The sequence below is a fragment of the Sandaracinobacter sp. genome, from assembly GCF_041909755.1.
GTDB lineage: Bacteria > Pseudomonadota > Alphaproteobacteria > Sphingomonadales > Sphingomonadaceae > Sandaracinobacteroides.
Window position 1 is genome coordinate 1 of the sequence record NZ_JAYRCW010000014.1, and the last position, 25,748, is coordinate 25,748.

Consider the following 25,748-nt stretch of genomic DNA (forward strand, 5'->3'; position numbering starts at 1 on the left):
CAGGACAAGGCGCGGGAAGATGGGTTGAAGATCGCCAAGGTGCGGTGAGGGCCGGCCGCGCGGCCTGGCCGCACGAGTCCGGCTGGGGGGAAGTCAAAAGGGAAGAAAGGGTCCGGCCAAGCCGGACTCGTCGGACGGATCGGCGAGAGAGATCGCCGATTCCGCCGGCCGGGTCTCTGGCGAGTCCGCAAGTCAACGCTGCGCGTTAATTGCGGCCGCCGCTGGCCCTAGAAGGGCCAGACGACCGGCACCCAGAATACCGCCACCACGAAGAACAGCAGCATCATCACGCCGCCCAGCTTCCAGTAATCGGTGAACTTGTAGCCCGCAGGCCCCATCACCATCAGGTTCACCGGCGTGGCGATGGGCGTGAGGAAGGCGGCCGCGCAGGCGACGTTCACGCTCATCAGAACCGGGGTCACGTTCACGCCCAGCCCCTTGGCCGCCAGAACGGCGATGGGGATGACGATGAGGGCCGTCGCCGTGTTGGAGATCACCTGCCCCAGGATCGCGGAGATGATGAACAGGCCGACGAGAAGCGCCGTCGGGCCGGCGTCGCCCAGCACCTTGATCAGGTTATCCGCCAGCAGCTGGGCCGCGCCGGTCTGGAACATGGCGGTGGAGAGCGGCATCATCGCGCCCACCAGGATGATCGTCGTCCAGTTGATGGCGCGATAGGCTTCCTCCACCTTCAAGAGGCCGGTGAGGATCACGGCGGCGGCCGCGATCAGGCCGGCGATGGCAGGCTGCACCAGATCGAAGGCGAGCATCGCCACCATGGCGATCAGGATGAGGATCGCGGCCTTTGCGCCGAGGCCCATGGGAACGGCCTGCTTGCGCACCACGGCCGGGCTGTCCACCACCAGCACGGCGGGATCGGCCAGGTGACGATCCAGCGCGGCCCAGCCGCCCTGCACCAGCATCGTATCGCCCGCGGCCAGCTTCTGCGCGCCGGGCGGCAGCGCTTCGCCCGCGCGGTGAATGGCGAGCACGACGAGTTCGCCATCGCCGGCCGTCATGCCGGGGAAGGCCATGGTGCCGACGAGGCGGGAGCGCGGCGGGACGATCACTTCGGCAAGGCCCGAGGCGCGGTTGAAGAAGGCCTCGGTGATGGCGGGGCCGTCGCCGATGTCATCCTCTCCGGTTCGGGCGGAGCCGATGAGGGCAAGGGCCTTGTCCTGTGCGAGGGCGGCGACGGTTGCCGGATCGCCGGACACCATGAGCGACTGGCCCGGCAGCAGCGGCTGATCCTGGGTCATCGGGGCGCCATCCGCATCCTTCAGGCGGACGATCCTGAGGCCGGGATAGCCGGACAGGTCGAAGTTGCGGGCGTGGGTGCCGACAAGGGGGGAATCCGCGCGCAGCTTCAGGCGGAAGAAGCGGCCTTCCAGCGCATATTGTTCGCTGAGCGTGCTGGCGTGGCGGGAAAAGTCACCCGGCAGCGAGGGGCCCTGGGTGTGGGGCAGCAGCCTTGGCCCGAGGAAATACATGATGAGGATGCCGCCGATCACCAGCGGCACGCCCACCCATGCGAATTCGAAGAAGGCGAACGTCTCCCCGCCTGTCGCGTCGGCGAGGGCATCGTTGGTGATGACGGAGATGGGGGTGCCCGAAAGCGCCAGCATCGAGCCGCAATGCGCCCCGAAGGCCAGCGGCATGAGGAGCTGGGATGTCTTGGTGCCGGTGCGGATCGCCATGACGACGACGACCGGCAGCAGGGCGGCGACCGCGCCGTTCACGCTGATCATCGCGGTCAGGATCGCGACGATCAGGATCATGAAGGTGAGGAGGCGGGCGCGGCTGTCGGTTCCGGACCACTGGATCAGCTTCTGCCCGACCCAGGCGGTGACGCCGGCGGCTTCCAGCCCGGCGGAGACGACGAACAGCGAGGCGATGAAGATGATCGTGGGATCGCCGAAGCCGGAAAACACCTCCTGCAGCGAGAGCACGTTGGACATGTAGAGGGAGAAGGGCACGGCCAGCGCCACGATCACCACGGGCAGCCGGTTCTGCACGAACAGGATGACGGCGCCCAGGATGATCAGGAATACAATCGTGATGTCGCTCAAAGGCCGTCTCCCTGCAGTGCGGGCACGCTGCGGCAACGGAGCCGTTAAATCAACCTTTGGAGCCGCTTGACAGCCAGTCCGGAAAGGAGTGCTGTTCCGCCAAAGCGGGCGCGGATGAACCGCGACGGCGTGCAGCGAGGTTGGGGGCATGGCGGAGGCGGCGAAACGCGGATTCATGGACCGGATGCTGGATGGCATCGAGAAGGTGGGGAACAAGGTTCCGCACCCGGCCGTGATCTTCCTGGTGATGATCGGGGTGGTGATCGTCGCATCGGTCATCATGGCGGCGCTGGGATCTTCCGTCACGCTGGAGGCGACCGATGCCGACGGCAATCTGACGACGCGGCTGGTGGAGGTGAAGAGCCTGCTTTCCACCGAAGGCCTGCGCTTCATGCTGACGAGCTGGGTCGACAATTTCATGGCCTTCACGGCCACGGGCATGATCCTTGTGGCCATGATCGGCGTGGGCGTTTCCGAGCAGACGGGGCTTGTCGCGGCGCTGATCCGCAAGATCGTGAAGGTGACGCCGGCGCGCTTCATCACCTTCGTGATCGTGCTGCTGGGCGGGCTGTCCTCCATCGCGGCGGATGCGGGCTATGTGGTGCTGATCCCGCTGGGCGCGATGGCCTTCATGAGCCTGGGGCGCCACCCGCTGGCGGGGATCGCGGCGGCCTTTGCGGGCGTTTCGGCGGTGTTCGGGGTGAACCTGCTGATCACGCCGCTGGACGGCGCGCTGACGGAAATCACCAACGACGCCATTGCGCTGGTGAAGCCCGGCACCACGCTGGATCTGACGGCGACCATGTGGTTTTCCATCGTGAGCCTTGTCGCCATGTCGGCGCTGTGCGCCTGGATCACCGAGAAGTTCGTGGAGCCGCACCTGGGCAAATATGATCCGGCCGAGGCCGGGCCGGTGGCGGCGGCCGGAACCAGCGAGGCGGATGCCAAGGACGCGGGGCCGGGCGAGGAAGCCGAGGCGCGGGGGCTGCGCTTTGCCGGGTGGACGCTGGTCGCGATCCTTGCCTCGATCGTGGCGCTGAGCTGGGGCGAGGGGGCGGTGTTCCGCAACCCCGAAACCGGTTCGCTGATCTCGAACTCACCGCTGATGCATGGCCTGATCGTGCTGGTGGCGATCATCTTCCTGGGCGTGGGCATTGCCTATGGCGTGGGGGCGAAGACGCTGAACTCGGCTTCGCAGGCGATCGGGATGATCGACCAGACCTTCCGCAACATGGGGCCTCTGGTGTTCCTGTTCCTGGTGATCGCGCAGTTCCTCGCCTTCTTCGGCTTCACCAACATCGCCACCGTGCTGGCGGTGAACATGGCCGACATGCTGGTCGCGGCGAACCTGGGTTCCGTGACACTGCTGATCGGCTTCGTAATCGCGATCCTGCTGCTGGACGTGATCATGCCCGGGGCGATTCCGAAATGGGCGATCTTCGCGCCGATCTTCATCCCGCTGTTCATCCAGCTGGGGAGCGATCCGGCGACGGTGCTGGCCGCCTATCGGGTGGCCGACAGCCCGATGAACGTGATCACGCCGCTGATGGGCTATTTCCCGCTCGTGGTGATCTTCTGCCAGCAATATGTGAAGGACGCGGGCGTCGGCACGGTGATCGCGATCATGCTGCCCTACACGATGTGGATGGTGCCGATCTGGACCGCGATCCTGGTGGGCTGGTATCTGCTGGGGCTGCCCTGGGGGTTCTGAGGGCCTAGCCCGCCCGCTTTTCGGCACCCTGCGCGAAGAAGCCGCTGCCGCGCGCGGAGCCGAGCGTTTCCCAGGCCTCGCGCACGATCGCGCGGTCCAGTTCCATCGTATAGTCGTCGAGATCGGCATAGGGGACCAGATCCGGGTGGAGCCGGGCCCCGTTGTCGCGCGCGGGGCCGTGGCGCCAGCCGGACAGGCGGCGATCGACCATCCAGCGGCGGTGTTCCAGTTCCGCCAGCTGTTCCAGCAGCCGGGCGTCGAGCGCCGGAAGCGGGATGCCGCCCATGTTGTTGGGGCGGGGCAGCGGAATGCGCAGCCAGGCGGCGAGATCGACGCCCGCCGTCAGCAGCTTGGCGGGCAGGTGGACGAGAAGGCGGCGGTTGGATTCGCGATATTCCTCGTCCAGCTCGTCCCACGGGCGGTTGGCGGGCAGGCCGGGCTTCGCGGTGCGGCGATAGGCCTGGTGGAACAGCCGGGCGAGATAGTCGCTGCCGGGATCGAACAGCCCCAGCGATTCCGCGAATTCGGCGTTGGCGCCGAAGCCCAGCAGTTCGGCGGGCTCTCCGCTGACGGGCAGGCGGGGCAGGCCGGCGCCGCCTGCCAGGCGGACGCAGACGGGGCCCATTGCCCAGCGCTCGCGCCCCGCGAGCGCATGGAAGGCGCGGGCCAGCGACAGGGCGCGGGCATCGGAATCGATCGAGACATGCGCGAGCGTGAAGGGCGCCTCGGCCTGCGCCCGGCGGAGCGCCTCCACCGGGAGGCGTCGCGGGTCATCGACGGCGCCCGGATCGAGGAAGCGGATGTCGGCGGAACGGCCGAGCTCCGGGCAGCGGCGGGCGAGATCGGCCCGAAGCGCCTCTGCGCCAGGATCGACGATGGTGACGAGCGGGGCGGGCTGAAAGCCCGTGAGCGAGCAGAGCAGCAGATCCGACAGGATGGCGTCGCCGCCGCGGCCGAAGCCGAACAGCAGGGCGTGGACGCGCGATTGGCCGAGCTGCTGCGCGATCAGCGGCGGCGGGTTGCGCCAGTGCAGGTCGCGGACGGCGAGCTGCACCTGGCTGACGACGCGGACGCCCGCCAGCGGGCCGAAGCGGATGTTGCGCCCGCCCTGCCAGCCAGCCGTCGCGTTGACGGTGATGGCGAGGTCGGGCGCGCCGGCGCGCAGGGCCTCGATGGCGGAGAGCTGCCGGGCTTCATCGGTGAAGGCGACGATGGCGCGCTGCACGCCGGAGGCATGTTCGCGGGCGGTGGAGGGGCAGAGCGGGCCGGAGACGAGCTGCGCCCCGGGGACTTCCGCGACGCCTTCGCCGCCCGTGATCCAGGTGACATGGGTGCGCCGCCGGGCGGCGGCCGCCACCACCCCATCGATCAGCGGATGATCGCCGACGACCAGAAGCGGCCGTGTGGAACCGGTATCTGCGGGTACGGATGTGACCGGCCCGGTCGCGGCTGTTCGTGCGCCCCGCATCGGCTGAGACCTGTTCCCCATGGCAACCCCGGCCGGAAGCATGGATGGCGCAGGAGGGCGAGGCAAGGCCCGGCGGGGACATGTTGCCTTTTGTTGCAATCGGGTTGGCGGCTCAGTCCGTCAGTTCGTCCCAGGCGCCCTTCAGCCGGTCCCAGAAGCCCTTCGATTTCGGGCAGGCCTCGTGCGGGCTTTCCTGGCCGCGGAACTCCTCCAGCAGGTCCTTCTGGCGGGCGGACAGCTTCGTGGGGGTTTCCAGCTCAACCTGGATGACCAGATCGCCCATGCCATGGCCGTTCAGCGCGGGCATGCCGCGCCCGCGCACGCGGAACTGGCGGCCGGTTTGGGTGCCGGCGGGGATCTTCACCTCCACCGCCTGCTTGTCGAGGCCGGGGATGCTGATCTCGCCGCCGAGCGCGGCGTCCACGAAGCTCATCGGCACCTGGGCGAACAGCGTGGTGCCGTCGCGCTTCCAGATGGGGTGCGGTTTCATGTGGATGAAGATGTAGAGGTCGCCGTTCTCGCCGCCGCCGTCGCGGCTTCGGGGGCCGGCTTCGCCCTCGCCGGCGAGGCGGATGCGGGTGCCGTCGTCCACGCCGCGCGGGATCTTCACCTTCAGCTGCTTGCGCCGTTCCACCCGGCCTTCGCCGTGGCAATGTTCGCACGGGTCCGAGATGACCTGGCCAGAGCCATGGCATTGCGGGCAGGCGCGTTCCACGATGAACATGCCGTTCTGCATGCGCACCTGGCCGCGGCCGCCGCAGGTGTTGCAGGTCGTCACGCGGGAGCCGGGCTTCGCGCCGGTGCCGACGCAATGGTCGCAGGAAACGGCGACATCGAGGGAGATGTCCGCCTCCGCGCCGTGGAAGGCATCCTCGAAGCTGACCTGGAGATCATAGCGGACATCGGCGCCGCGCTGCGGCCCGGCTCGGCGGCCGCCGCGCGCGCCGCCCATGAACTGGTCGAAGATGTCCGAGAAGATGTCGGAGAAGGGCGAGGCGTCTCCGAAGGGGTTGCCGCCCCCGCCGCCCGGCTGGCCGCGCACGCCGGCATGGCCGAAGCGATCATAGGCGGCGCGCTTCTGCGGATCGGACAGCACGCCATAGGCCTCGCTGATCGCCTTGAAGCGCGCCTCGGCGTCGGTGTCACCGGGGTTCTTGTCCGGGTGCCAGCGCATGGCGAGCTTGCGATAGGCGGACTTCAGCGTCGCCTCGTCGCAGCCCTTCTGGACCTCGAGCAGTTCGTAAAAATCGACTTCCGCGTACATCCGCGCCAGCCCTTCGCAGGAAGGGGCCGGGGGTCAAGCCCCCGGCCACAGATGTTTACTTCTTGCTGTCGTCGACTTCGGTGAAGTCGGCGTCGACCACGTCGTCGGCGGGCTGTTCGCCGGTGGGCGCGGCCCCTTCGGCCTTGGCCTGCTCGGCGGCATAGACCGCTTCGCCCAGCTTCATCGCCACCTGCGCCAGATTTTGCGCCTTCTGGTTGATCTGGTCGGCGTCGCCCGAATCCAGCGCGGACTTCACCTCTGCGATGGCGGTTTCGATCGCGGCCTTCGTTTCGGCATCGACCTTGTCGCCATGCTCGGCCAGCTGGCGCTCGGTCGCGTGGACGAGACTGTCGGCCTGGTTGCGGGCTTCGGCGGCTTCGCGGCGCTTCTTGTCCTCGCTGGAGAACTGCTCCGCTTCCTTCACCATCTTCTCGATGTCGTCCTTGGAAAGGCCGCCCGAGGGCTGGATGCGGATCTGCTGTTCCTTGCCGGTGCCCTTGTCCTTCGCGTTCACGGCGACGAGGCCGTTGGCGTCGATGTCGAAGGTGACTTCGATCTGCGGAACGCCGCGCGGGGCGGGCGGGATGCCGACGAGATCGAACTGGCCGAGAATCTTGTTGTCGGCCGCCATTTCCCGTTCGCCCTGGAAGACGCGGATCGTGACGGCGGACTGGTTGTCGTCTGCCGTGCTGAACGTCTGCGACTTCTTGGTGGGGATGGTGGTGTTGCGGTCGATCATGCGGGTGAACACGCCGCCCAGCGTCTCGATGCCGAGGCTCAGCGGGGTGACATCCAGCAGCAGCACGTCCTTCACATCGCCCTGCAGCACGCCGGCCTGGATGGCGGCGCCCATGGCGACCACTTCATCCGGGTTGACCGAGGTGTTGGGCTCCTTGCCGAACAGGTCCTTCACGAACTGGCGCACGCGGGGCATGCGGGTCATGCCGCCGACGAGGATGACCTCGTTGATTTCCGACGCCTTCACGCCGGCTTCGTTCATCGCGTCGACGCAGGGCTTGCGGGTGCGTTCGATGAGATCGATCACCAGCTTTTCGAGATCGGCGCGCGAGATCGTCTTCACCAGGTGCTTCGGGCCGGTCGCGTCGGCCGTGATGAAGGGCAGGTTCACTTCCGTGCTGGCCGACGAGCTGAGCTCGATCTTCGCCTTTTCCGCCGCTTCCTTCAGGCGTTGCAGCGCCAGCCGGTCGTTGCGCAGGTCGATGCCTTCGTCCTTCCGGAAGGCGTCGGCCAGGAATTCCACCAGCTTCGCATCGAAATCCTCGCCGCCGAGGAAGGTGTCCCCGCTCGTCGACTTCACTTCGAACACGCCGTCGCCCAGTTCCAGGATCGACACGTCGAAGGTGCCGCCGCCGAGGTCATAGACGGCGATGGTGTGGGCCGACGTGCTCTTGTCGAGGCCATAGGCGAGCGCCGCGGCGGTCGGCTCGTTGATGATGCGCAGCACTTCAAGGCCGGCGATCTGGCCGGCATCCTTGGTGGCCTGACGCTGGGCGTCGTTGAAATAGGCGGGAACGGTGATGACCGCCTGGGTGACGGTTTCGCCCAGATAGGCCTCCGCCGTTTCCTTCATCTTCTGCAGGATGAAGGCGGAAATCTGCGACGGGCTGTAATCCTTGCCGCCGGCGTTGACCCAGGCGTCGCCGTTCGCGCCCTTCACGATCTTGTAGGGAACGAGGCCCATGTCCTTCTGGGTCATCGGATCGTCGAACCGGCGGCCGATCAGGCGCTTCACCGCGAACACGGTGTTTTCCGGGTTGGTGACAGCCTGCCGCTTGGCGGGCTGGCCCACCAGACGCTCGCCGTCCTTCGCGAAGGCGACCTGCGACGGGGTCGTGCGCGCGCCTTCCGCATTTTCGATCACCTTGGGCGTCGCACCCTCCATCACTGCCACGCAGCTGTTGGTGGTGCCGAGGTCGATCCCGATAACCTTCGCCATAGTCTTCCTTGCCTGTCTTGCGCCGGAGAAGCCCCCTGGCGCATCTTTCCGTGAGATTTTGTTGGGGCGCCCGAAGGCAGCCTTTCCTCGCGGGATATAGGGGGGGGATTTCCGGCATCAATGGTGTCGCAGTGCTTTTTCCCCGCCGTTCATCTGGGTGAAAGGCCGGCTGTTGCAGCGGCCGGGGCCGAAGGGGTAGAGCATCGCCCCAGCCTAGACCGGGAAAGGTTCGACCATGTTGCGCACGCTTGCCGTTTCCGCCCTGCTGCTGGCGCCTGCCGCAGCGGTGGCCCAGTCGCCGGCCCCGCATGTGCAGGACGCCTGGGTGCGGCTTCCCGCCGTGTCCGGCCGGCCGGCCGGCGGCTTCTTCCTGATCCATGGCACCGCGAAGGCCGATGCGCTGGTGGGCGTGACATCGCCCCGGGCGGAGCGGATCGAGATGCACAGCATGGTGAACGAGGGCGGCATCATGAAGATGCGCGCGGAAAAGAGCTTTGCGGTGCCTGCCAAAGGGGCGCTGACGTTTGCGCCCGGCGGCAATCACCTGATGATCTTCGGCCTTTCGCCCGATGTGAAGCCGGGCGGCACGATCCCGCTGACCTTCAGCTTCCAATCGGGGGCGAAGGTGACGCTGATTGCCGAGGCGCGCGCCGCCAACGCCCCTGTGAAGGCCCCCGAGCCTGCCGCGCACCAGCATTGAGGACGGGCCCGCGAGCCGGCCGCTGACGGCGGGCGAGCAGGCGCTGGCGGGCCGGGTGTTCGGCCCGGCGCTGGATCCGGGGCCTGTGCGCATCAACCGGCTGAAATGGTGGATGTGGCAGCCCGCCTGGATCACCATGGCGCCGGACGGGCACCTGTGGTTCCATCCCAACGGCGACGTGTGGAGCGCGGATTTTTCCGCCGAGGGGCCGGCGTTGCGCGGGCATTTCATCCACGAGCTGACGCATGTGTGGCAGCATCAGCAGGGCATCAGCCTGATCTTCCGGCGGCCGCCGTTTGCCCGCTATCGCTATCTGCCGCTGGTGCCGGGCAAGCCCTTCCACAGCTATGGTCTGGAGCAGCAGGCGGAGATCGTGAAGGACGCCTATCTGCTGGGCGAGGGGCTGCGCCTGCCGGGGCGGCCGCCGCTGGAGACCTATCGGGCGCTGCTGCCCTTTGCAGCGGGCCCTATGGCCTGATCAGCAGGGCGTGGCGCTTCTTGCCGAGGCTGAGCTTCGCCGGCGGCGAGACGAGGAGGGCGGGATCGGACGCCGGTTCGCCATCGATGCGCACGGCATTTTCCCCCAGCTTGCGCCGCGCTTCGCCCTTCGAGGCGGCGAGGCCGGTGAGGACGAGGGCATCGACGAGCGCGACGGGGGCAGGAACCGCGAAGCTGGGCAGGGCCTCGCCCGCGCCGCCTTCCGCGAAGGTGGCGCGCGCGGTGGCCTCGGCCGCGGCGGCGGCTTCGGCGCCCCGGCAAAGTGTTGTCGCAGCGTTGGCGAGCGCGATCTTGGCGTCGTTGATCTCGGCGCCCTCAAGTGCTTCCAGCCGGGCGATCTCGGCATCGGGCATGTCGGTGAACAGGCGCAGGAACTTGCCGACATCGCGGTCGTCCACGTTGCGCCAGAACTGCCAGTAATCCCAATCGGGCAGCTGTTCGCGGTTGAGCCAGACAGCGCCGCCCGCCGTCTTGCCCATCTTGGAGCCGTCGGCGTTGGTGATGAGCGGGGTGGTGAGGCCGTAGAGGTCCGCGCCGGACACGCGGCGGCCGAGATCGATCCCCTGGGTGATGTTGCCCCACTGGTCGGAGCCGCCCATCTGCATGACGCAGCCATAGCGTCGGTTCAGCTCGACGAAGTCGTAGCTCTGCAGCACCATGTAGTTGAACTCGATGAAGGAGAGCGGCTGATCCCGTTCCAGCCTGAGACGCACGGAATCCATCGTCAGCATGCGGTTCACGCTGAAATGGCGGCCGTAATCGCGCAGGAAATCGATGTAGTTCAGCTTCTCCAGCCAATCGGCATTGTCGGCCATGACGGCGTCCGACGGGCCGTCGCCGAATGTGAGGAAGCGTTCGAACACCCGCCGGATCGAGGCCTTGTTGGCATCGATGGTGGCCTGGTCCAGCATCTGGCGCTGGCTGTCCTTGCCGGAGGGGTCGCCCACCTTGGTGGTGCCGCCGCCCATCAGCGCGATGGGCTTTCCGCCATGCTGCTGCAGCCGGCGCAGCATCATGATCGACATCAGGTGACCGATATGGAGCGACGGGCCGGTGAGATCGAAGCCCACATAGGCGATGAGCCCCGGCTTCGCGGCGCGGGCGTCGATGGCGTCCGCGTCCGTCAGCTGGTGGATGTAGCCCCGGCGTTCCAGGGTCTGCAGAAATTCGCTCTTGTAGGTCATGGCGGGGCCGCTCTAGGCGCAAAGCATGGGGTCTGAAAAGCATCTCGTCATCGGGCTGATGTCTGGCACGTCGGTGGACGCCGTGGATGCGGCGCTGATCGAAACGGACGGAGAGGGGCATGTGCGCGGGATTTCCGCGCACGACCGGCCCTATTCCGACGCCGAGCGGGACTTGATCCGCCGCGCCGCCGCGCGCGCGCTGGAGATGCCCGCCCCGGCGCATGACCCGATGATCGCCGAGGCCGAGCGGGTGCTGACGCTGGCGCATGCCGAGGCGGTCGCGGGACTTGCCGGGCAGGAAACGGCGGCACTGATCGGCTTTCACGGGCAGACGGTGGCGCACCGGCCGCCCAGTTCGGGCCATCCCGCGCCCTTCACCTGGCAGATCGGGGATGCCTCGCTGCTGGCGCGGCTGACGGGGCGGCCGGTGGTGCATGATTTCCGCAGCGCCGACGTGGCCGCCGGCGGCGAGGGCGCGCCGCTGGCGCCGGGCTATCACCGGGCGCTGGCATCGAATGTGGACCGGCCTGTGGGCATCCTGAACCTGGGGGGCGTCGGCAACCTGACCTGGTTCGACGAGGCGGGCGGCTGGGGCGCGTTCGACACCGGGCCGGGCAACGGCCTGATCGACGACTGGGTGCAGCGGCATACCGGCGCGCGCTTCGATGCGCGCGGGGCGCTGGCGGCGGCGGGGCGGGTGGATGCCGATGTGCTGGCGCAGCTGGCGGCGGCGGCTGGCCCCGGCCCCTCAGGCCTGGGTGGTTCGGGGCCGAAATCCTTCGACCGGGCGGATTTCTCGATTCGGGCGGCCGGGGCGCTTTCGGCGGCGGACGGCGCGGCGACGCTGACGGCCTTCACGGCGGAAACGGTGGCGCAGGCGCTTGGCGGGCTGTCGGTGCGGCTGAAGCGGCTGCTGGTGACGGGGGGCGGGCGGCACAATCCGGTGCTGATGCGCATGATCGCAGGCCGGACCGGCGTGCCGGCCGATCCCGTTGAGGCGGAGGGCTGGCATGGCGACGCGCTGGAGGCGCAGGCCTTCGCCTGGCTGGCGGTGCGGCACCTGAAGGGCCTGCCGCTGAGCTGGCCGGAAACGACCGGCGTGCCCCGGCCGGTGACGGGCGGCAGGCTGGCTGTGTGACCCCCCGACCGCGGATGCGGTCAAGTTCAGAATTGCCGCAGATGCGGTCAATTGCAGAACGACCGCCGGTGCGGTCAGTCGTCGTCCGGGCTGTGGGCGAAATGGCCCGACAGGCTGGTGATGACGAAGCCGCGGCCGCCCGGATCCTGTTCGGACGGGAGGCAGAGGCTTCGCATGACCACGCCCTGCGAATTGCCGGTGTCGAACAGGCTTTCCAGCCCTTCAAGCACGGTGCTGGTCATGATTTCCGGCTCCGCCATGTTCGCCGGGATGAAGGCGACGCGTTCGCTGACCGCATAGCCGATGACCCGGCTGCCGATGCCGGCTTCGTGGATTTCGGTCAGGAACAGTCGCCGGGGGTCGTTCCTGAAGCCTGAGCCGCTTCTGTCGCTCGCCATCACGCCCTCCTGCATGTCGCAGAGGCTCTTCCTACCATATTTCCGGGGTCGATTCACGCGTGGCGGGGGGGCTTCGGCCCCGGCTCTCCCGCAAACTGCCAGCTTCCGGCGGTGGCCGGCTGGGTTAGCCTTTGCGCCCGAGGGAGAGGAACATGCAGATCGACAAGGGCGCCGTTCTGGCGCGGTACCGGGCCGAGCGCGACAAGCGGCTGAGGCCGGACGGCAACGACCAGTATCTGGAGATGGCCGGCCATTTCGACCAGCTGCTGGAGGACCCCTATACCCCCCGGACCGAGCGGGCGCCGGTGACCGACCATGTGACCTTCGCCATGGTGGGCGGCGGCTTTGCCGGGCTGTGCGTGGGCGCGCGGCTGGCCGAGGCGGGCATCCGCGATGTGCGCATCATCGACAAGGCGGGCGATTTCGGCGGCACCTGGTACTGGAACCGCTATCCGGGCGCGCAGTGCGACACGGCCTCCATGATCTATCTGCCGCTGCTGGAGGAAACGGGGCATGTGCCGACGGAGAAATATGCCCACGCGCCGGAGATCCTGGAGCAGTCGCGCCGGATCGGCCGCACCTTCGGCCTGTACGACAAGGCGCTGTTCCATACCCGCGTGACGCGGATGGCCTGGGACGAGGACCGGGGCGTGTGGCGGATCGAGACGGACCGGGGCGACAGCTTCACCGCCGATTATGTGGGCATGGGCACCGGGCCGCTGCATGTGCCGAAGCTGCCCGGCATTCCCGGCCTGGAGAGCTTCCGGGGCCACAGCTTCCACACCAGCCGTTGGGATTATGACTATACCGGCGGCGACACCCATGGCGCGCCGATGACGAAGCTGGCCGGAAAACGGGTGGCGATCATCGGCACGGGGGCGACTGCGGTGCAGTGCGTGCCCCATCTCGCCCGCGATGCCGGCACGCTCTATGTGGTGCAGCGCACGCCTTCGTCCGTGGATGTGCGGGCCAATGCGCCGATCCCGGCGGACTGGTTCGCGGAGGTTGCGACGCCCGGCTGGCAGAAGCGCTGGCTGGCGAATTTCGCGCAGAATGTGGGCATGGGGCCGGCGCCGTCGGAAGACCTGGTGCAGGACGGCTGGACCGACCTGACGAAGCGGATCCGCGCCCGCATCATGGGCCTTCCCCCCGAACAGATGACGCCGGACGGGATGCTGGCCGCCTATGAGGATGCCGATATCGAGAAGATGTCTGAGATCCGCGCCCGCGCCGCCGCGCTGGTGGAGGATCCGGACACGGCGGCGAAGCTGCAGGCCTGGTATCGCCAGCTGTGCAAGCGCCCCTGCTTCCACGACGCCTATCTGCAGGCGTTCAACCGGCCCAACACGCACCTGATCGACACCGACGGCAAGGGCGTCGAGCGGATCGACGAAACGGGCCTGTGGGTGAACGGCACGCATCTGGAGGTGGACTGCATCATCTATGCCTCTGGCTTCGAGGTGGGCACCGCGCATGAACGCCGCGCCGGCTTCGACCTGGAAGGCGTGGGCGGGCAACGCCTGTCGGAGGCCTGGGCCGACGGCATGAAGACCTTCCACGGCCTGCATGTGGCGGGCTTCCCCAACGCCTTCATCGTGCAGTTCGCGCAGGCGGGGAATTTCGTGATCAACGTGCCGCACAACTGGACGGACCATGGCGACACCATCGCCGCCATCATTTCCCATGCGCGGAAGACCGGTGCGACGCGCGTGGAGGCGGAGCCGCAGGCGCAGGCCGACTGGGTGAAGCTGATGCTGACGGCGCAGGGCAGCATGGCGGGCGCCGCGCCCGACTGCACGCCCGGATATTACAACAACGAGGGCAAGGGGTATGGCGAAAGCGCCCTGTTCGGCGCCGGCTATCCGGCCGGCGCCGTCGCCTGGTTCCGCTATATCGACGACTGGCGGAAATCCGGCGAGTTCAGCGGGCTGGCGATCGGCTGAGCGGGCTCAGCCCGCCGCCACCATGTCGAAGTCGCGCTTTTCGCTGCCGCAGGTGGGGCAGTACCAGTCCTCCGGCACGTCCGCCCAGCGGGTGCCGGGGGGAATGCCGTCGTCGGGCCAGCCCTGCGCCTCGTCATATTCGAAGCCGCAGTTGGCGCAGCGCCACAGCCTGTAGGGGGTCTCCATCGCCCGCGCTCAGTTCGGGCGGAAGCGCACGGGCACATGCTTGGGCCCGCACACGAAGTTGGAGATGGTGCGTTCCGGCGTGCCTGAAAGCTGGATGGATTTCAGCCGCGGCAGAAGCTCCTCCCACAGGATGCGCATTTCCATCCGGGCCAGATGCTGCCCCAGGCACACATGCGGGCCATAGCCGAAGGCGACCTGGCGGTTGGGTTCGCGATCCAGCCGGAACCGGAAGGGATCGTCGAACACCGCTTCGTCGCGGTTGGCGGACTGGTAGGCGAGCATCAGCCAGTCCCCGGCGCGGATGGTCTGGCCCGCCACTTCGGTATCGGCGGTTGCGGTGCGCATGAAGTGCTTCACCGGCACCACCCAGCGGATGGATTCCTCCACGAAGGCATTGATGCGGCCCGGATCGGCCTTCAGCGCATCGAACATCCCGCCGTCCGAGGCGAGCGCCCACATCGCGCCGCCGGTGGTGTTGGAGGTGGTGTCGTGCCCGGCGGTCGCCGCGATGATGTAATAGCCCATCAGCTGGCGCTGGTTCAGATAGTCGCCGTTGATGGTGGCGTTGGCGATCAGGCTGTTCACATGATCGGACGGGTTCGCCCGGAACTTGCGCGTCACCTCGCCGAAATAGGCTTCCAGCTCGTCCGCTGTCGCCTTCAGGCTCATCAGCGCCTCGGCGGGGGAGACTTCGCGGCCATCGCGGTTCAGCTCCGGATCGGCGCTGGAGAAAAGCTCCTGCGTGAGGCGGAGCATGAAGGGCTCATCCTCTTTCGGCACGCCGAGCACCGACATGATGACGCGCAGCGGATAGAGGAAGGCGACGTCGGCGGCGAAATCGCATTCGCCCCCGAAGGCGAGCATGTGATCGACGAACTCGCGGGCGATCACGCGCATGTCGGCCTCCATCGCCTTCAGCGCGCGGGGCGTGACGGCGGGGAAGATGATGCCGCGCAGGTCCTTGTGTTCCTGCCCGTCGACCGAGACGAGGCTGCGGATGAGATTGGGGTCGCCGCCGGTGATCATCTTCACCATCGCCTCGCTCTCGCGCGGGCTGAGGAAGGTGGAGCGGTCGCCGTTGTGGAAGATGTCGGCCTGCTTTTCCACGGCCAGGATGTCGGCGTGGCGGCTGACCACCCAGAAGGGATCATAGCCTTCCGGCTGCGCGACGGCGAGCGGGGCTTCGGCGCGGATGGCGCGGAAGGCTGCGTCGACGGGGTCGCCGGCGGCATAGGCGCGCGGATCGATGATGGTGGCGGCAAGGTCCGCGCGGACGGCCGGCGCCGACAGGGTGGCTGTGTCTGGCATTGATCCTCCTCCGGAAGCGGATTTTTATCCTGCGTCCGGGGGGATGCTATGCCGGGGGGCGGCGCGCGGGTTGACCTTGATCAATTCGCGGGCCGGGCGGCCCCCGGCGAAATGTCGCAGGGGGCGCGATCGGGCGCCTCAGTTGCTGGCGTAGGCCGTGCTGCGGGCGCGGTTGGCCTGAATGGCGGCTGCGATCTGGCCTTCGAACTGGGCGGCGGTGGCGGTCTCGCACCGCTCCCGCTCGGCGCGGACGGCGGCGGATTCCAGCACGGGGTTGGTATCGCACATGGACTTTGCGGCACGCGCCAGGCGGCGCTGCAGTTCGGTGCGGCCGGCATCGCTTTCCAGGTTCAGGTCGGTGAACTGGACGGCGCGCGTCACCTGAGGGTCCGCCGCAACGGCCGGGACGGCCAGCGCGGCGGCGGATACAAGGATGAGGCAGGTCTTGGCGAACATGGCGGTCATTCTCCCTCGTCTGTGCCGGAAGGATCCGCCGCCTCGTTTCCGGGGCATTCCCGATCCCTTCCTCTCAGGGGAAAAGCTATGCCTGCGTCAGAAATGTGTCAACGAGCTGTCACAAAACTATAACAAAAATCTTTATAATATTTCCCCCGCCGAATCAGATTGATTCGGATTGGCCCATCCCATTGAATTGCGGGCAAAAAGAAAAGGCCCCGGCTTTCGCCAGGGCCTCTTGCGGATCGGAAATCGCGGGTGGCGTCAGCGTCCGGACAGCAGCCTGCGATCCAGATAGGCTTCCACCTTGCCCATCATCTCTTCGGATTCCTGGGCGAAATGGTGGTTGGCGCCTTCGATCTTCTCGTAATCGATTGTGATGTGCTTCTGCGTCTTCAGCTTGTCGACGAGCTTCTGCACGGCCGGTTCCGTCACCACCTCGTCGCCGGTGCCCTGCACGATGAGGCCGGAAGAGGGGCAGGGGGCGAGGAAGCCGAAATCATAGAGGTTCGCGGGCGGCGCGATGGAGATGAAGCCCTTCACCTCTGGCCGGCGCATCAGCAGCTGCATCCCGATCAGCGCGCCGAAGCTGTAGCCCGCGACCCAGGTGCCCGCGGATTCCGGGTTCATCGCCTGCAGCCAATCCAGCGCGGAGGCCGCATCCGAGAGTTCGCCGATGCCGTTGTCGAACACGCCTTCCGAGCGGCCGACGCCACGGAAGTTGAAGCGCAGGGTCGCGAAGCCGCGCTTCACGAACATCTGGTAGAGCGCCAGCGTCAGCGGGTTGTTCATGGTGCCGCCGGCCTGCGGGTGCGGATGCAGCACGATGGCGACGGGGGGGCGGGGCTTGCCGGCGGGCTGGTAGCGCCCCTGCAGGCGGCCTTCGGGTCCTGGAAAGATGACTTCCGGCACGCGGTTTCCTTGATGCTTGAGGCGCCGGGCATGGCTTCCGGCACAGCGGGGCTATAAGGAAGCGGACGAGGAAAATGCAAGCTTCATGAACGATCCCGCCTATCTGGACTGGGCCGCCACCGCCCCGCTTCGCGCCGAAGCCGCCGCCGCCATGGCGGACGCCGCCGCCCGGCTGGGATCGGGGGAATGGGCCAATCCGTCGTCCGTGCATGGCCCCGGCCGCGCCGCGCGCCGGGCGCTGAATGCCGCGCGGGACCGGATCGCCGCCTTTTTCCGGGTGCCGGCTGACAGCCTGATCTTCACCAGCGGCGGCACGGAGGCGCTGGCGCTGGCGCTGAACGGGGCAGAGGCAGGCGCACGGCTGGTGGGGGCGACCGAGCATCCCGCGGTGCTGGAGGCGGCGGCGGACGCGATCCGCATTCCGGTGGACGGGGCCGGGCGGGTGCTGCTGCCGGCCATTCCCGAAGGCGCGCTCGTCGCCATCCAGCACGCCAACAATGAAACCGGCGTGGTGCAGGACATGGCTGCGATCGCGGCGGCCGTTCATGGCGCGGGGGCGCGGCTGCTGGCGGATTGCGTGCAATCGGCCGGGAAACTTCCCGTTCCGCCCGCCGATTTCGTGGCGGTGTCTGCCCACAAGATGGGCGGGCCGATGGGGGTGGGCGCGCTGATCGTGCGCTGCAAGACGGATTTCCATCCCGTGCAGAAGGGCGGCGGGCAGGAACAGGGCTGGCGCGGTGGCACGGAAAACCTGATCGGCATCCTGGGCTGGGCGGCGGCGATCGGGGCCTGGGATGCGGGCTTCCCGGCGCGGGCGGCGGCGTTGCAGGCGCTGCTGGAGCGCGAGGCGCTGGCGCTGGGGGCGCGGGTGAATGCGGCCGACGCCGGGCGGCTGCCCACCATCAGCAACCTGCACCTGCCGGGCGTGCCGGCGTCCACGCAACTGATGCAGCTGGACATGGCCGGCATCGCCGTCTCGCAGGGGTCTGCCTGTTCGTCGGGCACGCTGAAGGCCTCTCCCGTGCTGGCGGCGATGGGGCTGGGCGAGGCGGCCGGGCAATCGCTGCGGGTGTCCATCGGCTGGTCCACGACGGAGGCGGATGTCCGGCGCTTCCTGGCGGCCTGGGGCCCGCTGGCGCGGCGTGCGAATGCGGCCTGAACCCATCGATCTCGACGCGCAGGCGACCAGCCCGCTGAGGCCGGAGGCGCTGGCGGCCATGCTGCCCTGGCTGGAGCGGCACCATTGGAACCCGCACAGCGCGCATCGCGGCGGGCGGCTGGCGAAGGCGGCGCTGGAAGCGGCGCGCGAGGCGGTCGCGGCGCGGCTGGGCCGCCCGGCCGATGGGCTGGTTTTCACATCCGGCGCGACGGAATCCAACAATCTGGCGCTGAAGGGCGTGATGGCGCGGCATCCGGGCCGCCGCCTGCTGACCTTTGCGACCGAACACAGCTGCGTGCTGGAATCCGCCCGCCACCTGGCGGCGATGGGCGGGGCCGTGACCATCCTGCCCGTGCAGCCGGATGGGATGCCGGATCGTCAGGCCTTTGCAGCCGCACTGGCCGGCGGCGACATCGCGCTGGTGTCGGCCATGTGGGTCAACAACGAAGTGGGCAGCATCTGGCCCATCGCGGATCTGGCGGCCGAGGCGCGGGGCGCTGGCGCGCTGTTTCATACGGATGCCGCGCAGGCCTTCGGCAAGCTCGACCTTTCGGCCGATGTCGATCTTCTGTCGCTGTCGGGCCACAAGATCGGCGGACCCAAGGGCATCGGGGCGCTGTGGGTGCGCCCCGGCACGGCGGTCGCCCCGCTGCTGGACGGGGGCGGGCAGGAAGCGGGGCTGAGATCGGGCACGCAATCCCCTGCGCTGGCGGCGGGATTTGCAGCTGCGGCAGCCGCGGCCGACCCGCAGGCGGCGCAAGCTGCCGCGCGGCGTCTGATGGAGGTGGCGATTGCCGCGCTGGCGGCGATCCCGCACCGGGTGAACGGCCCTGATCCGCTGGGCAACCAGCGCTGGCCCGGCAACCTGTCGGTCAGCTTTCCCGGCCTCGACGCGTCCCGCCTGATCTCGGCGCTGCCGGGGCTTGCCCTGTCCTCCGGCTCGGCCTGCTCGTCCGGCTCGGGGCGGCCTTCGCATGTGCTGGCGGCGCTGGGGCTGACGGGGCAGCAGGCGCGGCAGACCTTGCGCCTGGGCTGGCAGCCCGGCATGCCGGCGGACATGTTGCAGGATGCGCTGGGCGAGCTGGCGGAAACCGTGAAGCGGCTGCGCCCATGATCCGGGTGCGCTTCCTGAACGCGGACGGCAGCCTCGCCGCCGAGACGGTGGCCGCGCCGGGCGCCCGCCTGCTGGATCTGGCGCAGGCGCTGGGCCTGCCGCTGGAAGGCACGTGCGAGGGGGCGATGGCCTGTTCCACCTGCCATGTGATCCTGCCCAGGGATCTGTTCCGCGCCTTGCCGCCCCCCACCGAGCATGAAGAGGACATGCTGGACTTCACCGCCCATGTGGCGCCCACCAGCCGGCTGAGCTGCCAGGTGTATCTGCCCGACGGGATCGCGGAGTTCACGGCCAGCCTGCCGCCCGGCCACACCAACATGCAGGGGCGCTAGGCCCGTCGGCCGTTCAGGGCCCAGGCCCCCGCCATCCGCGCGTAACGGTGGCCCCTTAGGTTCCCCCCCTAGCCGGACGGCTGCGCCGGTGGCATAGGGGGGGATGGAAATGAACGAAAAAGAACAAGCAGCACGGCTGGTGGACGAACTGGCCGAAATCCACGAACGCTCCGTTGAAAATCTTCGCACCGGGCTGAAACGCTTCCTGGAAGGCGGCCCGCCGCCGGGCGCCGAAGAGCGCGCCGCGGGGCTGTTCGCCTATCCCGAACTGGTGCTGGACTGGGGGGCTGACGACGGCGTTCCCCGGCTGTCGCGCGCATTTGCCCGGCTGAACACGCCGGGGCGCTATGCCGTCACCATCACCCATCCCAACTGGTTCCGCCGCTATCTGACAGAGCAGATCTCGCTGCTGCTGCGCGATTATGACGCGACGCTGTCGGTTCGCCGGTCGTCTGTCGAGATTCCCTTCCCCTATGTGCTGGACGGCGCGAAGGACCTGGTGCTGGACGCCACCGCCGCGAAGGAACTGGCGCGGCATTTCCCGACGACGGATCTGAAGCATATCGGCGACGAACTGCCGGACGGGCTGTGGATGCAGGACCCGGAAGAACCGCGCCCGCTGGCGCTGTTCGACGGGCCGCGCACCGATTTCTCGCTTGCCCGGCTGAAGCATTACACGGGCGCGCCCGCCCACCACACGCAGAACCACATCCTGTTCACCAACTATCACCGTTATGTGGACGAGTTCGTGCGCTGGGCCTGCGCGGAGCTGAAGAAGCCGGACAGCCGTTACACCCACCTCAGCTGTTCGGGCGGGGCGCTGCTGGATGCCGCCACGGCCACGCCCGACGCGGCGCAGGGCGACGGCAGCTGGCGCAAGCACCAGATGCCGGCCTGGCACCTGATGGCGCCGGACGGCGCGGGCGTGAGCCTGGTGAACATCGGCGTGGGGCCGTCCAACGCCAAGACGATCACCGACCATCTGGCGGTGCTGCGCCCGCAGGCCTGGCTGATGATCGGCCATTGCGGGGGCCTGCGCCCCAGCCAGACCATCGGGGACTATGTGCTGGCCCATGCCTATCTGCGCGACGATCATGTGCTGGACGACATGCTGCCGCCCGAAATCCCGATTCCCGCAATCGCCGAGGTTCAGCTGGCGCTGTCTGCCGCGGCGCGGCAGGTGACGGGGCTGGATTCCGAGGCGCTGAAGCCGCGCCTGCGCACCGGCACGGTGGTGACGACGGACGACCGCAACTGGGAGCTGCGCTTCGGCCTGTCCGCCCGCCGCTTCAACCAGAGCCGGGCGGTGGCGGTGGACATGGAATCCGCCACCATCGCCGCGCAGGGTTATCGGTTCCGGGTGCCCTATGGCACGCTGCTGTGCGTTTCCGACAAGCCGCTGCATGGCGAGATCAAGCTGCCGGGGCAGGCCAACCGCTTTTACGAGGGCGCAATTTCCGAGCATCTGCAGATCGGCATCGAGGCTGTGGAAATGCTGCGCGCCGAAGGCGGCCGCGTGCACAGCCGCAAGCTGCGGGCGTTCGACGAGCCGCCGTTCAGGTGAGGGGCCGGGGCCGTTCGGCCCCGCCCTCAGGCGGCTTCCTTGCGGCCCCCGTAATAGCTGGCGTAGCTCTGGAAGTGCTGGAGCTGGTCGCCATATTTGCTGTCGGCGTGGCGCTTCAGATTGACGCGGTTGATGACGGCCGCCGTCACGCTGCGGCCCAGGATTTCGCTCGCGGCGCGCAGGGCATCCGGCCCGGTCCGGCCCCAGCGGACGACGAGCAGGCACACGTCTGACAGGCGGGCCAGATATTTGGCGTCGCGCACGGGCAGGATCGGCGGCGCGTTCAGCACCACCAGGTCATAGCGCTTGCGCAGGATGCGGATGAGATCGTCCACCCGTTCCGAGGCGAGCAGGGAGCCGGCATCCGCCGGCAGTTCCCGCGCGCCCAGCACGCTGAGCCTGTCCACCTCGGGATGGGGCACGATCGCGGCGGAGACGGTTTCCGAATCCAGTACGCCCGGCATCGTCAGGCACTGGTTCAGATCGGCCTCCCCGATCTCCACCTTCAGCATCGAGGCAACGGCCGGGCGCCTGAGATCGAGATCGACGACGACCGTCCGCCGGCCGGACAGCGCCGCCGCCGCGCCGATTGAAACTGACAGCAGCGTCTTGCCTTCCTTCGGCAGCGAGGAGGTGATCACCAGCACCCGGCCGACGCCGCGCACATAGCCGACGACATCGAGCATCAGGGAGCGGATGGTTTCGGAGAAGGCCGAACCCGGCTCCTCGCGCAGCTGCACCAGCGGATCGACATCTGCCCGGCCCGCCGTCAGCTCCGGCACCAGCGCAAGGGTGTTCAGCCCGGTGATCCGCCGCACCTGCAGGCTGGTGCGGATGCGCCGGTCCATCACCTCCACCGCGAAGGCCAGAACCAGCCCCAGCAGCAGCCCGCCCGCCACCGCGACGGCCAGCAGCCGGCCCGGTTTCGGGCTGGCGGGCTCGATCGGCACCAGCGCCTTGGCGACGATGGAGGCGTCCGGCCGCAGGCTGTTCTCCTCGCCGCGCAGTTCCTGCAGCCGGGCCAGCTGCGAGAGGTAGAGCTGCCGGTTGGTTGAGGCGCTGTGCTGGAGATCGGAGACCGTTACCGAGGCATCGGCCGCGCGCGTCACCCGTCCTTGCGCGGCGGCGAGGTCGGCGGCGATCTGCCCTTCGCGCGCGCGCGCGGCGGAGACTTCGGCGGCGGCTTCCTGCCGCACGCGGGCCATTTCCTCCACGAGGCGGCTGCTGATCTCGGCCTGTTGCGCCGTTGCGGCCCGAAGATCGGGATGGCCCGGCCCGAACTGGGCGGACAGTTCCGCGATGCGCTTGTCCAGCGTGGCCTGCTGGCTGCGGAGATCCGCCAGCAGCGGCGAGGCGGCAGACCCCGGCCCGGCGACGCCGCCGCCGATCCGCCCCAGCTGGCTGAAGCGCGTTTCCGCCGCCGCCCGCGCGGCCTTCGCTTCGGACAGCTGGGCCGACAGCCCGGCCGTGCTGATCGCGCTCTGGCTGTCGAGCCCGCCCGCGGCGCCGGCCGCCTTGCTCTGGGCGACAGCCATGCGCTCGCCCTCCAGCGCTTCGCGGCGGAGCGTTCCGGCCCGGTCCTCGGCGGCGGCGATCTCGCGCTTGGTCACCGATTTCTGTTCGCGGACGAGGTTCTTGCGGTGGGTGCCGGCGATCACATTGGCGATCTCGGCGGACTTTTCCGGATCGGTGGTGGTGGCGGACACCGAAATCAGCGCCGATTGCCCCACCCGCGCCACCTGCACCCGATCGAACAGCTGCTCCGTCACGGCGGCGAGGCGCACGGCTTCGGCTTCGTCCTTGTCGTCGGGCAGGCTGGCGTCGAGATCCGTGGGCACAAATTCCGCATCCTGGTCGAGGTTGAGATCCCGGACGACGTCCTGGCCCAGCACCGGGGAGCGCAGCAGCTCCATATGGGTGGCGATCCGCACTTCGTCCTGCGGGGTCATGGCGCGCGCGGCGCCCTGCATCTGGGCGCCGAGGTCCTGCCCGGTCTTCACCTCGATCGTGGTGGTGGCGGTGTAGAGCGGAGTCGCGCGGGCGAGATAGAAGAGGACGGCCGCAATTGCCGCGAGCACGGTGCCGAGGATCACATATTTGTGCCGCCACAGCATCCGCACGAGATCGTGCGGATCCATTTCCATGCTGTCTTCCGGGGGCGCCTTCCCGTCCGCCCCCTTCAGCACATTTCGGGCTGCGCGAGTCGCCATACAATCCGCCTGTTCCAATCCGCGCATGCCGGACGCCGACATGTCCGGCACATTTACCACAACCAGCCCGCCGGGCGGTGTTTCAATGGGATTACGCCCTCAGCGCCCCTGCGGGCGCTGGGGCACCCTTGTTCAGGCCGCGTTCCGCAGCTGCGGTTCCGGAAGCGAGAACAGGCCGTTGTTCACCGCCCAGATCGCGGCCTGGGTGCGGTTCATCACCTTCAGCTTCCTGAGGATCGCCTTCACATGAACCTTCACCGTCGCTTCGGTGATCTGCAGCCGCCGCGAAATGATCTTGTTCGCGTCGCCGTGGACCAGCCGGCCGAGAATCTCGATTTCCCGGTCTGTCAGTTCCACATCGGCCGGGGCGGCGGGTGCCTCCACCGGACCGGCGGACTGGCGGCTGCTGGTCAGCAGGGCAAGGCTCTGCGCCGGGATGATCTTTTCGCCCAGCATCACCAGCTTCAGCGCGCCGACGAGCGCTTCGCAGCCGATCGCCTTCAGCACATAGCCGTCGATCCCGGCCGAGCAGGCCCGGCACACGGAATCGAGGTCATGGCTTTCCGAGATGATCACGATCTTGGATTGCGGATAGGCCCCGCGCAGCAGGGCGCACATGTCCACGCCCTCGTCGATGGCCGGGGAATCGACGACGACAAGCGCCGGCTCGACATCCTCGTCCGCCGATATCCACCCCGTTTCATCCGTCTGCGCGGAGCGGACGTGAAACCCTTCATCCGTCAGTATTCGCCTGAGGCCTTCGCGAACGATCGCGTTGCGGCCGACGATCACGACGTCACCCCCGGTTGCTTCATGCATCATGTCAACCACCCTCTCCCGACCGAGAGGCCAGTTCCCGCGCAGTAAAAAACGCCCAGCTGCGCAGGCTACAAGCCTGAACACAAATTGCTTTCGGTTGTTCTGTTACCCTCAACTGTGAAGCCTTGAGTGTTGCCCCCCCTCGACTTCAATTTTCAGAGTAACATTTGGCAGTCGCGGTGAACAAGCAAAGATTGGCCGGACGGCGCCAAACGGGGTCACATTGCGCGGATTCCGGGCCCGAAGGGGGTGGCCGGGCGGCGATTTCGGTTCGATCAGCGAATTCTGGCTACTCCAAAAGGGGTAGAAGTCCGTCCCAAAGGTGGAGAATCCGGCCCGGAAGGAATCGGCGGCCCGAGTCGCGGGCATTTTTTCCCAGCGAGTCCCGCAATCCCCGATCCGAAAGCAGCCTGTCCAGCGACATGGCGAGTGACGGGATGTTTCCGGGCTCGACAAGCAGGCCGTCCACGCCGTTTTCGATCTGTTCGTCCGCGCCGAACTGGAAGCGGGTGGCGATCCGGGGCAGGCCGGCGAGCCCGGCTTCGGCGAGCGCGTTGGGAAAGCCTTCGTAGCGGGACGTCATCGCGAAGGCGGCGCTTTCGCGGACCCATCCGCCGGGGCCGTCGCTGAGGCCCGGCAACTCGATCCGGCCGGCCATGCCCAGCGCTTCGATCTGCTGCGCCAGCGCGGGGCGGAGCGGGCCTTCGCCCCGGATGCGCAAGGTCCAGTCGGGATGGTCCGGCGCGATCCGGGCGAAGGCCGAGATCAGCTGGTCGAAGCCCTTCTGCGGCTCCAGCCGGCCGACGGCGGACAGGATTTTCGGCCCATCGGCTTCGGGGGTGCGATCGAAGCGGCTGACGGGGTTGGGGATGACGCGGCAGCGGCTGCGCAGGGGGGCGGGCATGGCGGCGCGGCTCGCGTCGGTCTGCAACAGGATGGCGCGCGCACGCGGATAGGTGTGCCGCGCGAGCCATCGCCAGGCCGGGTGGGCGGGCTGAAGCCGGGGGTGGTTGCGTTCCGAAACGGCGACCGGAAGCCTCAGGCCGGCCGCCGCCAGCAGGGTTAGGACATTGATCTTGAACAGGAAGCTGACGACGGCGTCGGGCGCTTCCCGGCGGAAGGCGGCCCGGAGCGCCCGGATGCGCCGGAGCGTGCCGAACCGGGAGCCGCCGGACGGCAGGCCGAGGCGGACGAGGCGGACCTGCGGATCGAGCGGGTGAAAGACGGGATCGGCCGGGCTGTCGAACGTGAAGAGGGTGACCTTGTGCCCGGCCGCGACCCAGTGCGCAGAGACGAGGGCGATCACCCGTTCGGCGCCCCCGGCGCCCAGCCCGGATGTGACGATGCCGATGTGCAAG

Annotated in this window: 22 protein-coding genes; 9 read left to right on the forward strand and 13 right to left on the reverse strand. The window is 68.3% G+C overall.

Annotation, left to right across the window (positions count from 1 at the left end):
* Window positions 1–227: 227 nt before the first annotated feature.
* Window positions 228–2,069 carry an SLC13 family permease gene (locus ACE3O8_RS03630; RefSeq protein ID WP_374386877.1) on the reverse strand — a complete coding sequence of 614 codons (1,842 nt, stop codon included), beginning with the start codon at window positions 2,067–2,069 and terminating at the stop codon, window positions 228–230.
* 148 nt (window positions 2,070–2,217) lie between these two features.
* Here ACE3O8_RS03630 and ACE3O8_RS03635 point away from each other — a divergent pair, with 148 nt between their 5' ends.
* Window positions 2,218–3,780 (forward strand): AbgT family transporter, encoded by a 1,563-nt coding sequence (locus tag ACE3O8_RS03635; RefSeq protein ID WP_374386879.1) that lies wholly within the window; start codon window positions 2,218–2,220, stop codon window positions 3,778–3,780.
* A gap of 4 nt (window positions 3,781–3,784) precedes the next feature.
* Here the strand turns inward: ACE3O8_RS03635 and ACE3O8_RS03640 are convergent, their stop codons facing one another.
* From ACE3O8_RS03640 to dnaK, 3 genes are all read right to left on the reverse strand, one after another.
* The gene (locus tag ACE3O8_RS03640; RefSeq protein ID WP_374386881.1) at window positions 3,785–5,248 is read right to left on the reverse strand and encodes a RyR domain-containing protein; all 1,464 of its coding nucleotides are present in this window, start codon (window positions 5,246–5,248) and stop codon (window positions 3,785–3,787) included.
* Between the two features lie 112 nt (window positions 5,249–5,360).
* On the reverse strand, window positions 5,361–6,512 hold the full coding sequence (gene dnaJ / locus ACE3O8_RS03645; RefSeq protein ID WP_374386883.1) for a molecular chaperone DnaJ: 1,152 nt from the start codon (window positions 6,510–6,512) through the stop codon (window positions 5,361–5,363).
* 55 nt (window positions 6,513–6,567) lie between these two features.
* Window positions 6,568–8,469 carry a molecular chaperone DnaK gene (gene dnaK, locus ACE3O8_RS03650; RefSeq protein ID WP_374386885.1) on the reverse strand — a complete coding sequence of 634 codons (1,902 nt, stop codon included), beginning with the start codon at window positions 8,467–8,469 and terminating at the stop codon, window positions 6,568–6,570.
* A gap of 235 nt (window positions 8,470–8,704) precedes the next feature.
* Between dnaK and ACE3O8_RS03655 the strand changes: the two genes are divergently transcribed.
* Together ACE3O8_RS03655 and ACE3O8_RS03660 are read left to right on the forward strand one after the other, a co-directional pair.
* Window positions 8,705–9,169, forward strand: a complete 465-nt coding sequence (locus ACE3O8_RS03655) for a copper chaperone PCu(A)C (protein ID WP_374386887.1) — start codon at window positions 8,705–8,707, stop codon at window positions 9,167–9,169.
* 55 nt (window positions 9,170–9,224) lie between these two features.
* On the forward strand, window positions 9,225–9,647 hold the full coding sequence (locus ACE3O8_RS03660) for a vgr related protein (protein ID WP_374386889.1): 423 nt from the start codon (window positions 9,225–9,227) through the stop codon (window positions 9,645–9,647).
* On the opposite strand, the gene tyrS is transcribed toward ACE3O8_RS03660, so the two are convergent.
* Window positions 9,637–10,851, reverse strand: a complete 1,215-nt coding sequence (gene tyrS / locus ACE3O8_RS03665) for a tyrosine--tRNA ligase (RefSeq protein ID WP_374386892.1) — start codon at window positions 10,849–10,851, stop codon at window positions 9,637–9,639. The two genes, ACE3O8_RS03660 and tyrS, sit on opposite strands and share 11 nt — an antisense overlap.
* Window positions 10,852–10,876: 25 nt before the next feature.
* Here tyrS and ACE3O8_RS03670 point away from each other — a divergent pair, with 25 nt between their 5' ends.
* On the forward strand, window positions 10,877–11,989 hold the full coding sequence (locus tag ACE3O8_RS03670; protein WP_374386894.1) for an anhydro-N-acetylmuramic acid kinase: 1,113 nt from the start codon (window positions 10,877–10,879) through the stop codon (window positions 11,987–11,989).
* 74 nt (window positions 11,990–12,063) lie between these two features.
* On the opposite strand, the gene ACE3O8_RS03675 is transcribed toward ACE3O8_RS03670, so the two are convergent.
* Complete coding sequence (locus ACE3O8_RS03675; protein ID WP_374386896.1) at window positions 12,064–12,387, reverse strand: hypothetical protein; 324 nt, start codon at window positions 12,385–12,387, stop codon at window positions 12,064–12,066.
* Window positions 12,388–12,539: 152 nt separating this feature from the next.
* Between ACE3O8_RS03675 and ACE3O8_RS03680 the strand changes: the two genes are divergently transcribed.
* On the forward strand, window positions 12,540–14,330 hold the full coding sequence (locus ACE3O8_RS03680; RefSeq protein ID WP_374386898.1) for a flavin-containing monooxygenase: 1,791 nt from the start codon (window positions 12,540–12,542) through the stop codon (window positions 14,328–14,330).
* 6 nt (window positions 14,331–14,336) lie between these two features.
* Here ACE3O8_RS03680 and ACE3O8_RS03685 read toward each other — a convergent pair whose 3' ends face one another.
* From ACE3O8_RS03685 to ACE3O8_RS03700, 4 genes are all read right to left on the reverse strand, one after another.
* A complete protein-coding gene (locus ACE3O8_RS03685; RefSeq protein ID WP_374386899.1) occupies window positions 14,337–14,516 on the reverse strand; it encodes a rubredoxin in 180 nt (59 codons plus the stop codon).
* 9 nt (window positions 14,517–14,525) lie between these two features.
* A complete protein-coding gene (locus tag ACE3O8_RS03690; RefSeq protein ID WP_374386901.1) occupies window positions 14,526–15,824 on the reverse strand; it encodes a cytochrome P450 in 1,299 nt (432 codons plus the stop codon).
* A gap of 138 nt (window positions 15,825–15,962) precedes the next feature.
* A complete protein-coding gene (locus ACE3O8_RS03695) occupies window positions 15,963–16,289 on the reverse strand; it encodes a UrcA family protein (RefSeq protein WP_374386903.1) in 327 nt (108 codons plus the stop codon).
* A 255-nt stretch (window positions 16,290–16,544) separates the two neighbouring features.
* Window positions 16,545–17,192 carry an alpha/beta hydrolase gene (locus tag ACE3O8_RS03700; RefSeq protein ID WP_374386905.1) on the reverse strand — a complete coding sequence of 216 codons (648 nt, stop codon included), beginning with the start codon at window positions 17,190–17,192 and terminating at the stop codon, window positions 16,545–16,547.
* Window positions 17,193–17,277: 85 nt separating this feature from the next.
* Here ACE3O8_RS03700 and ACE3O8_RS03705 point away from each other — a divergent pair, with 85 nt between their 5' ends.
* The 4 genes from ACE3O8_RS03705 (at window position 17,278) to ACE3O8_RS03720 (ending at window position 21,361) form a co-directional block, all read left to right on the forward strand.
* Window positions 17,278–18,351 carry a cysteine desulfurase family protein gene (locus ACE3O8_RS03705; RefSeq protein ID WP_374386907.1) on the forward strand — a complete coding sequence of 358 codons (1,074 nt, stop codon included), beginning with the start codon at window positions 17,278–17,280 and terminating at the stop codon, window positions 18,349–18,351.
* Window positions 18,341–19,465 carry a cysteine desulfurase family protein gene (locus tag ACE3O8_RS03710; protein WP_374386910.1) on the forward strand — a complete coding sequence of 375 codons (1,125 nt, stop codon included), beginning with the start codon at window positions 18,341–18,343 and terminating at the stop codon, window positions 19,463–19,465. Before ACE3O8_RS03705 ends, ACE3O8_RS03710 begins: the two co-directional genes overlap by 11 nt.
* On the forward strand, window positions 19,462–19,797 hold the full coding sequence (locus ACE3O8_RS03715) for a 2Fe-2S iron-sulfur cluster-binding protein (protein WP_374386912.1): 336 nt from the start codon (window positions 19,462–19,464) through the stop codon (window positions 19,795–19,797). The genes ACE3O8_RS03710 and ACE3O8_RS03715 overlap by 4 nt, the downstream gene beginning before the upstream one ends.
* 109 nt (window positions 19,798–19,906) lie before the next feature.
* The gene (locus tag ACE3O8_RS03720) at window positions 19,907–21,361 is read left to right on the forward strand and encodes an AMP nucleosidase (protein ID WP_374386914.1); all 1,455 of its coding nucleotides are present in this window, start codon (window positions 19,907–19,909) and stop codon (window positions 21,359–21,361) included.
* Window positions 21,362–21,387: 26 nt separating this feature from the next.
* Here the strand turns inward: ACE3O8_RS03720 and ACE3O8_RS03725 are convergent, their stop codons facing one another.
* From ACE3O8_RS03725 to ACE3O8_RS03735, 3 genes are all read right to left on the reverse strand, one after another.
* Window positions 21,388–23,571: a GumC family protein gene (locus ACE3O8_RS03725; protein WP_374386916.1), complete on the reverse strand. Its 2,184-nt coding sequence runs from the start codon at window positions 23,569–23,571 to the stop codon at window positions 21,388–21,390.
* 132 nt (window positions 23,572–23,703) lie between these two features.
* Window positions 23,704–24,393 carry a LuxR C-terminal-related transcriptional regulator gene (locus ACE3O8_RS03730; RefSeq protein ID WP_374386918.1) on the reverse strand — a complete coding sequence of 230 codons (690 nt, stop codon included), beginning with the start codon at window positions 24,391–24,393 and terminating at the stop codon, window positions 23,704–23,706.
* Between the two features lie 286 nt (window positions 24,394–24,679).
* Window positions 24,680–25,747 carry a glycosyltransferase family 4 protein gene (locus tag ACE3O8_RS03735; RefSeq protein WP_374386920.1) on the reverse strand — a complete coding sequence of 356 codons (1,068 nt, stop codon included), beginning with the start codon at window positions 25,745–25,747 and terminating at the stop codon, window positions 24,680–24,682.
* Window position 25,748: the final 1 nt, after the last annotated feature.

What these genes read in the sequence shown, in the direction of transcription:
- ACE3O8_RS03635 (WP_374386879.1), top strand. Translation starts at nt 2,218, where the DNA reads ATGGCGGAGGCGGCGAAACGCGGATTCATGGACCGGATGCTGGATGGC.
- ACE3O8_RS03640 (WP_374386881.1), bottom strand. Translation starts at nt 5,248, where the DNA reads ATGCGGGGCGCACGAACAGCCGCGACCGGGCCGGTCACATCCGTACCC.
- dnaJ (WP_374386883.1), bottom strand. Translation starts at nt 6,512, where the DNA reads ATGTACGCGGAAGTCGATTTTTACGAACTGCTCGAGGTCCAGAAGGGC.
- dnaK (WP_374386885.1), bottom strand. Translation starts at nt 8,469, where the DNA reads ATGGCGAAGGTTATCGGGATCGACCTCGGCACCACCAACAGCTGCGTG.
- ACE3O8_RS03655 (WP_374386887.1), top strand. Translation starts at nt 8,705, where the DNA reads ATGTTGCGCACGCTTGCCGTTTCCGCCCTGCTGCTGGCGCCTGCCGCA.
- tyrS (WP_374386892.1), bottom strand. Translation starts at nt 10,851, where the DNA reads ATGACCTACAAGAGCGAATTTCTGCAGACCCTGGAACGCCGGGGCTAC.
- ACE3O8_RS03670 (WP_374386894.1), top strand. Translation starts at nt 10,877, where the DNA reads ATGGGGTCTGAAAAGCATCTCGTCATCGGGCTGATGTCTGGCACGTCG.
- ACE3O8_RS03675 (WP_374386896.1), bottom strand. Translation starts at nt 12,387, where the DNA reads ATGGCGAGCGACAGAAGCGGCTCAGGCTTCAGGAACGACCCCCGGCGA.
- ACE3O8_RS03680 (WP_374386898.1), top strand. Translation starts at nt 12,540, where the DNA reads ATGCAGATCGACAAGGGCGCCGTTCTGGCGCGGTACCGGGCCGAGCGC.
- ACE3O8_RS03685 (WP_374386899.1), bottom strand. Translation starts at nt 14,516, where the DNA reads ATGGAGACCCCCTACAGGCTGTGGCGCTGCGCCAACTGCGGCTTCGAA.
- ACE3O8_RS03690 (WP_374386901.1), bottom strand. Translation starts at nt 15,824, where the DNA reads ATGCCAGACACAGCCACCCTGTCGGCGCCGGCCGTCCGCGCGGACCTT.
- ACE3O8_RS03695 (WP_374386903.1), bottom strand. Translation starts at nt 16,289, where the DNA reads ATGACCGCCATGTTCGCCAAGACCTGCCTCATCCTTGTATCCGCCGCC.
- ACE3O8_RS03705 (WP_374386907.1), top strand. Translation starts at nt 17,278, where the DNA reads ATGAACGATCCCGCCTATCTGGACTGGGCCGCCACCGCCCCGCTTCGC.
- ACE3O8_RS03710 (WP_374386910.1), top strand. Translation starts at nt 18,341, where the DNA reads ATGCGGCCTGAACCCATCGATCTCGACGCGCAGGCGACCAGCCCGCTG.
- ACE3O8_RS03715 (WP_374386912.1), top strand. Translation starts at nt 19,462, where the DNA reads ATGATCCGGGTGCGCTTCCTGAACGCGGACGGCAGCCTCGCCGCCGAG.
- ACE3O8_RS03720 (WP_374386914.1), top strand. Translation starts at nt 19,907, where the DNA reads ATGAACGAAAAAGAACAAGCAGCACGGCTGGTGGACGAACTGGCCGAA.
- ACE3O8_RS03725 (WP_374386916.1), bottom strand. Translation starts at nt 23,571, where the DNA reads ATGGCGACTCGCGCAGCCCGAAATGTGCTGAAGGGGGCGGACGGGAAG.
- ACE3O8_RS03730 (WP_374386918.1), bottom strand. Translation starts at nt 24,393, where the DNA reads ATGATGCATGAAGCAACCGGGGGTGACGTCGTGATCGTCGGCCGCAAC.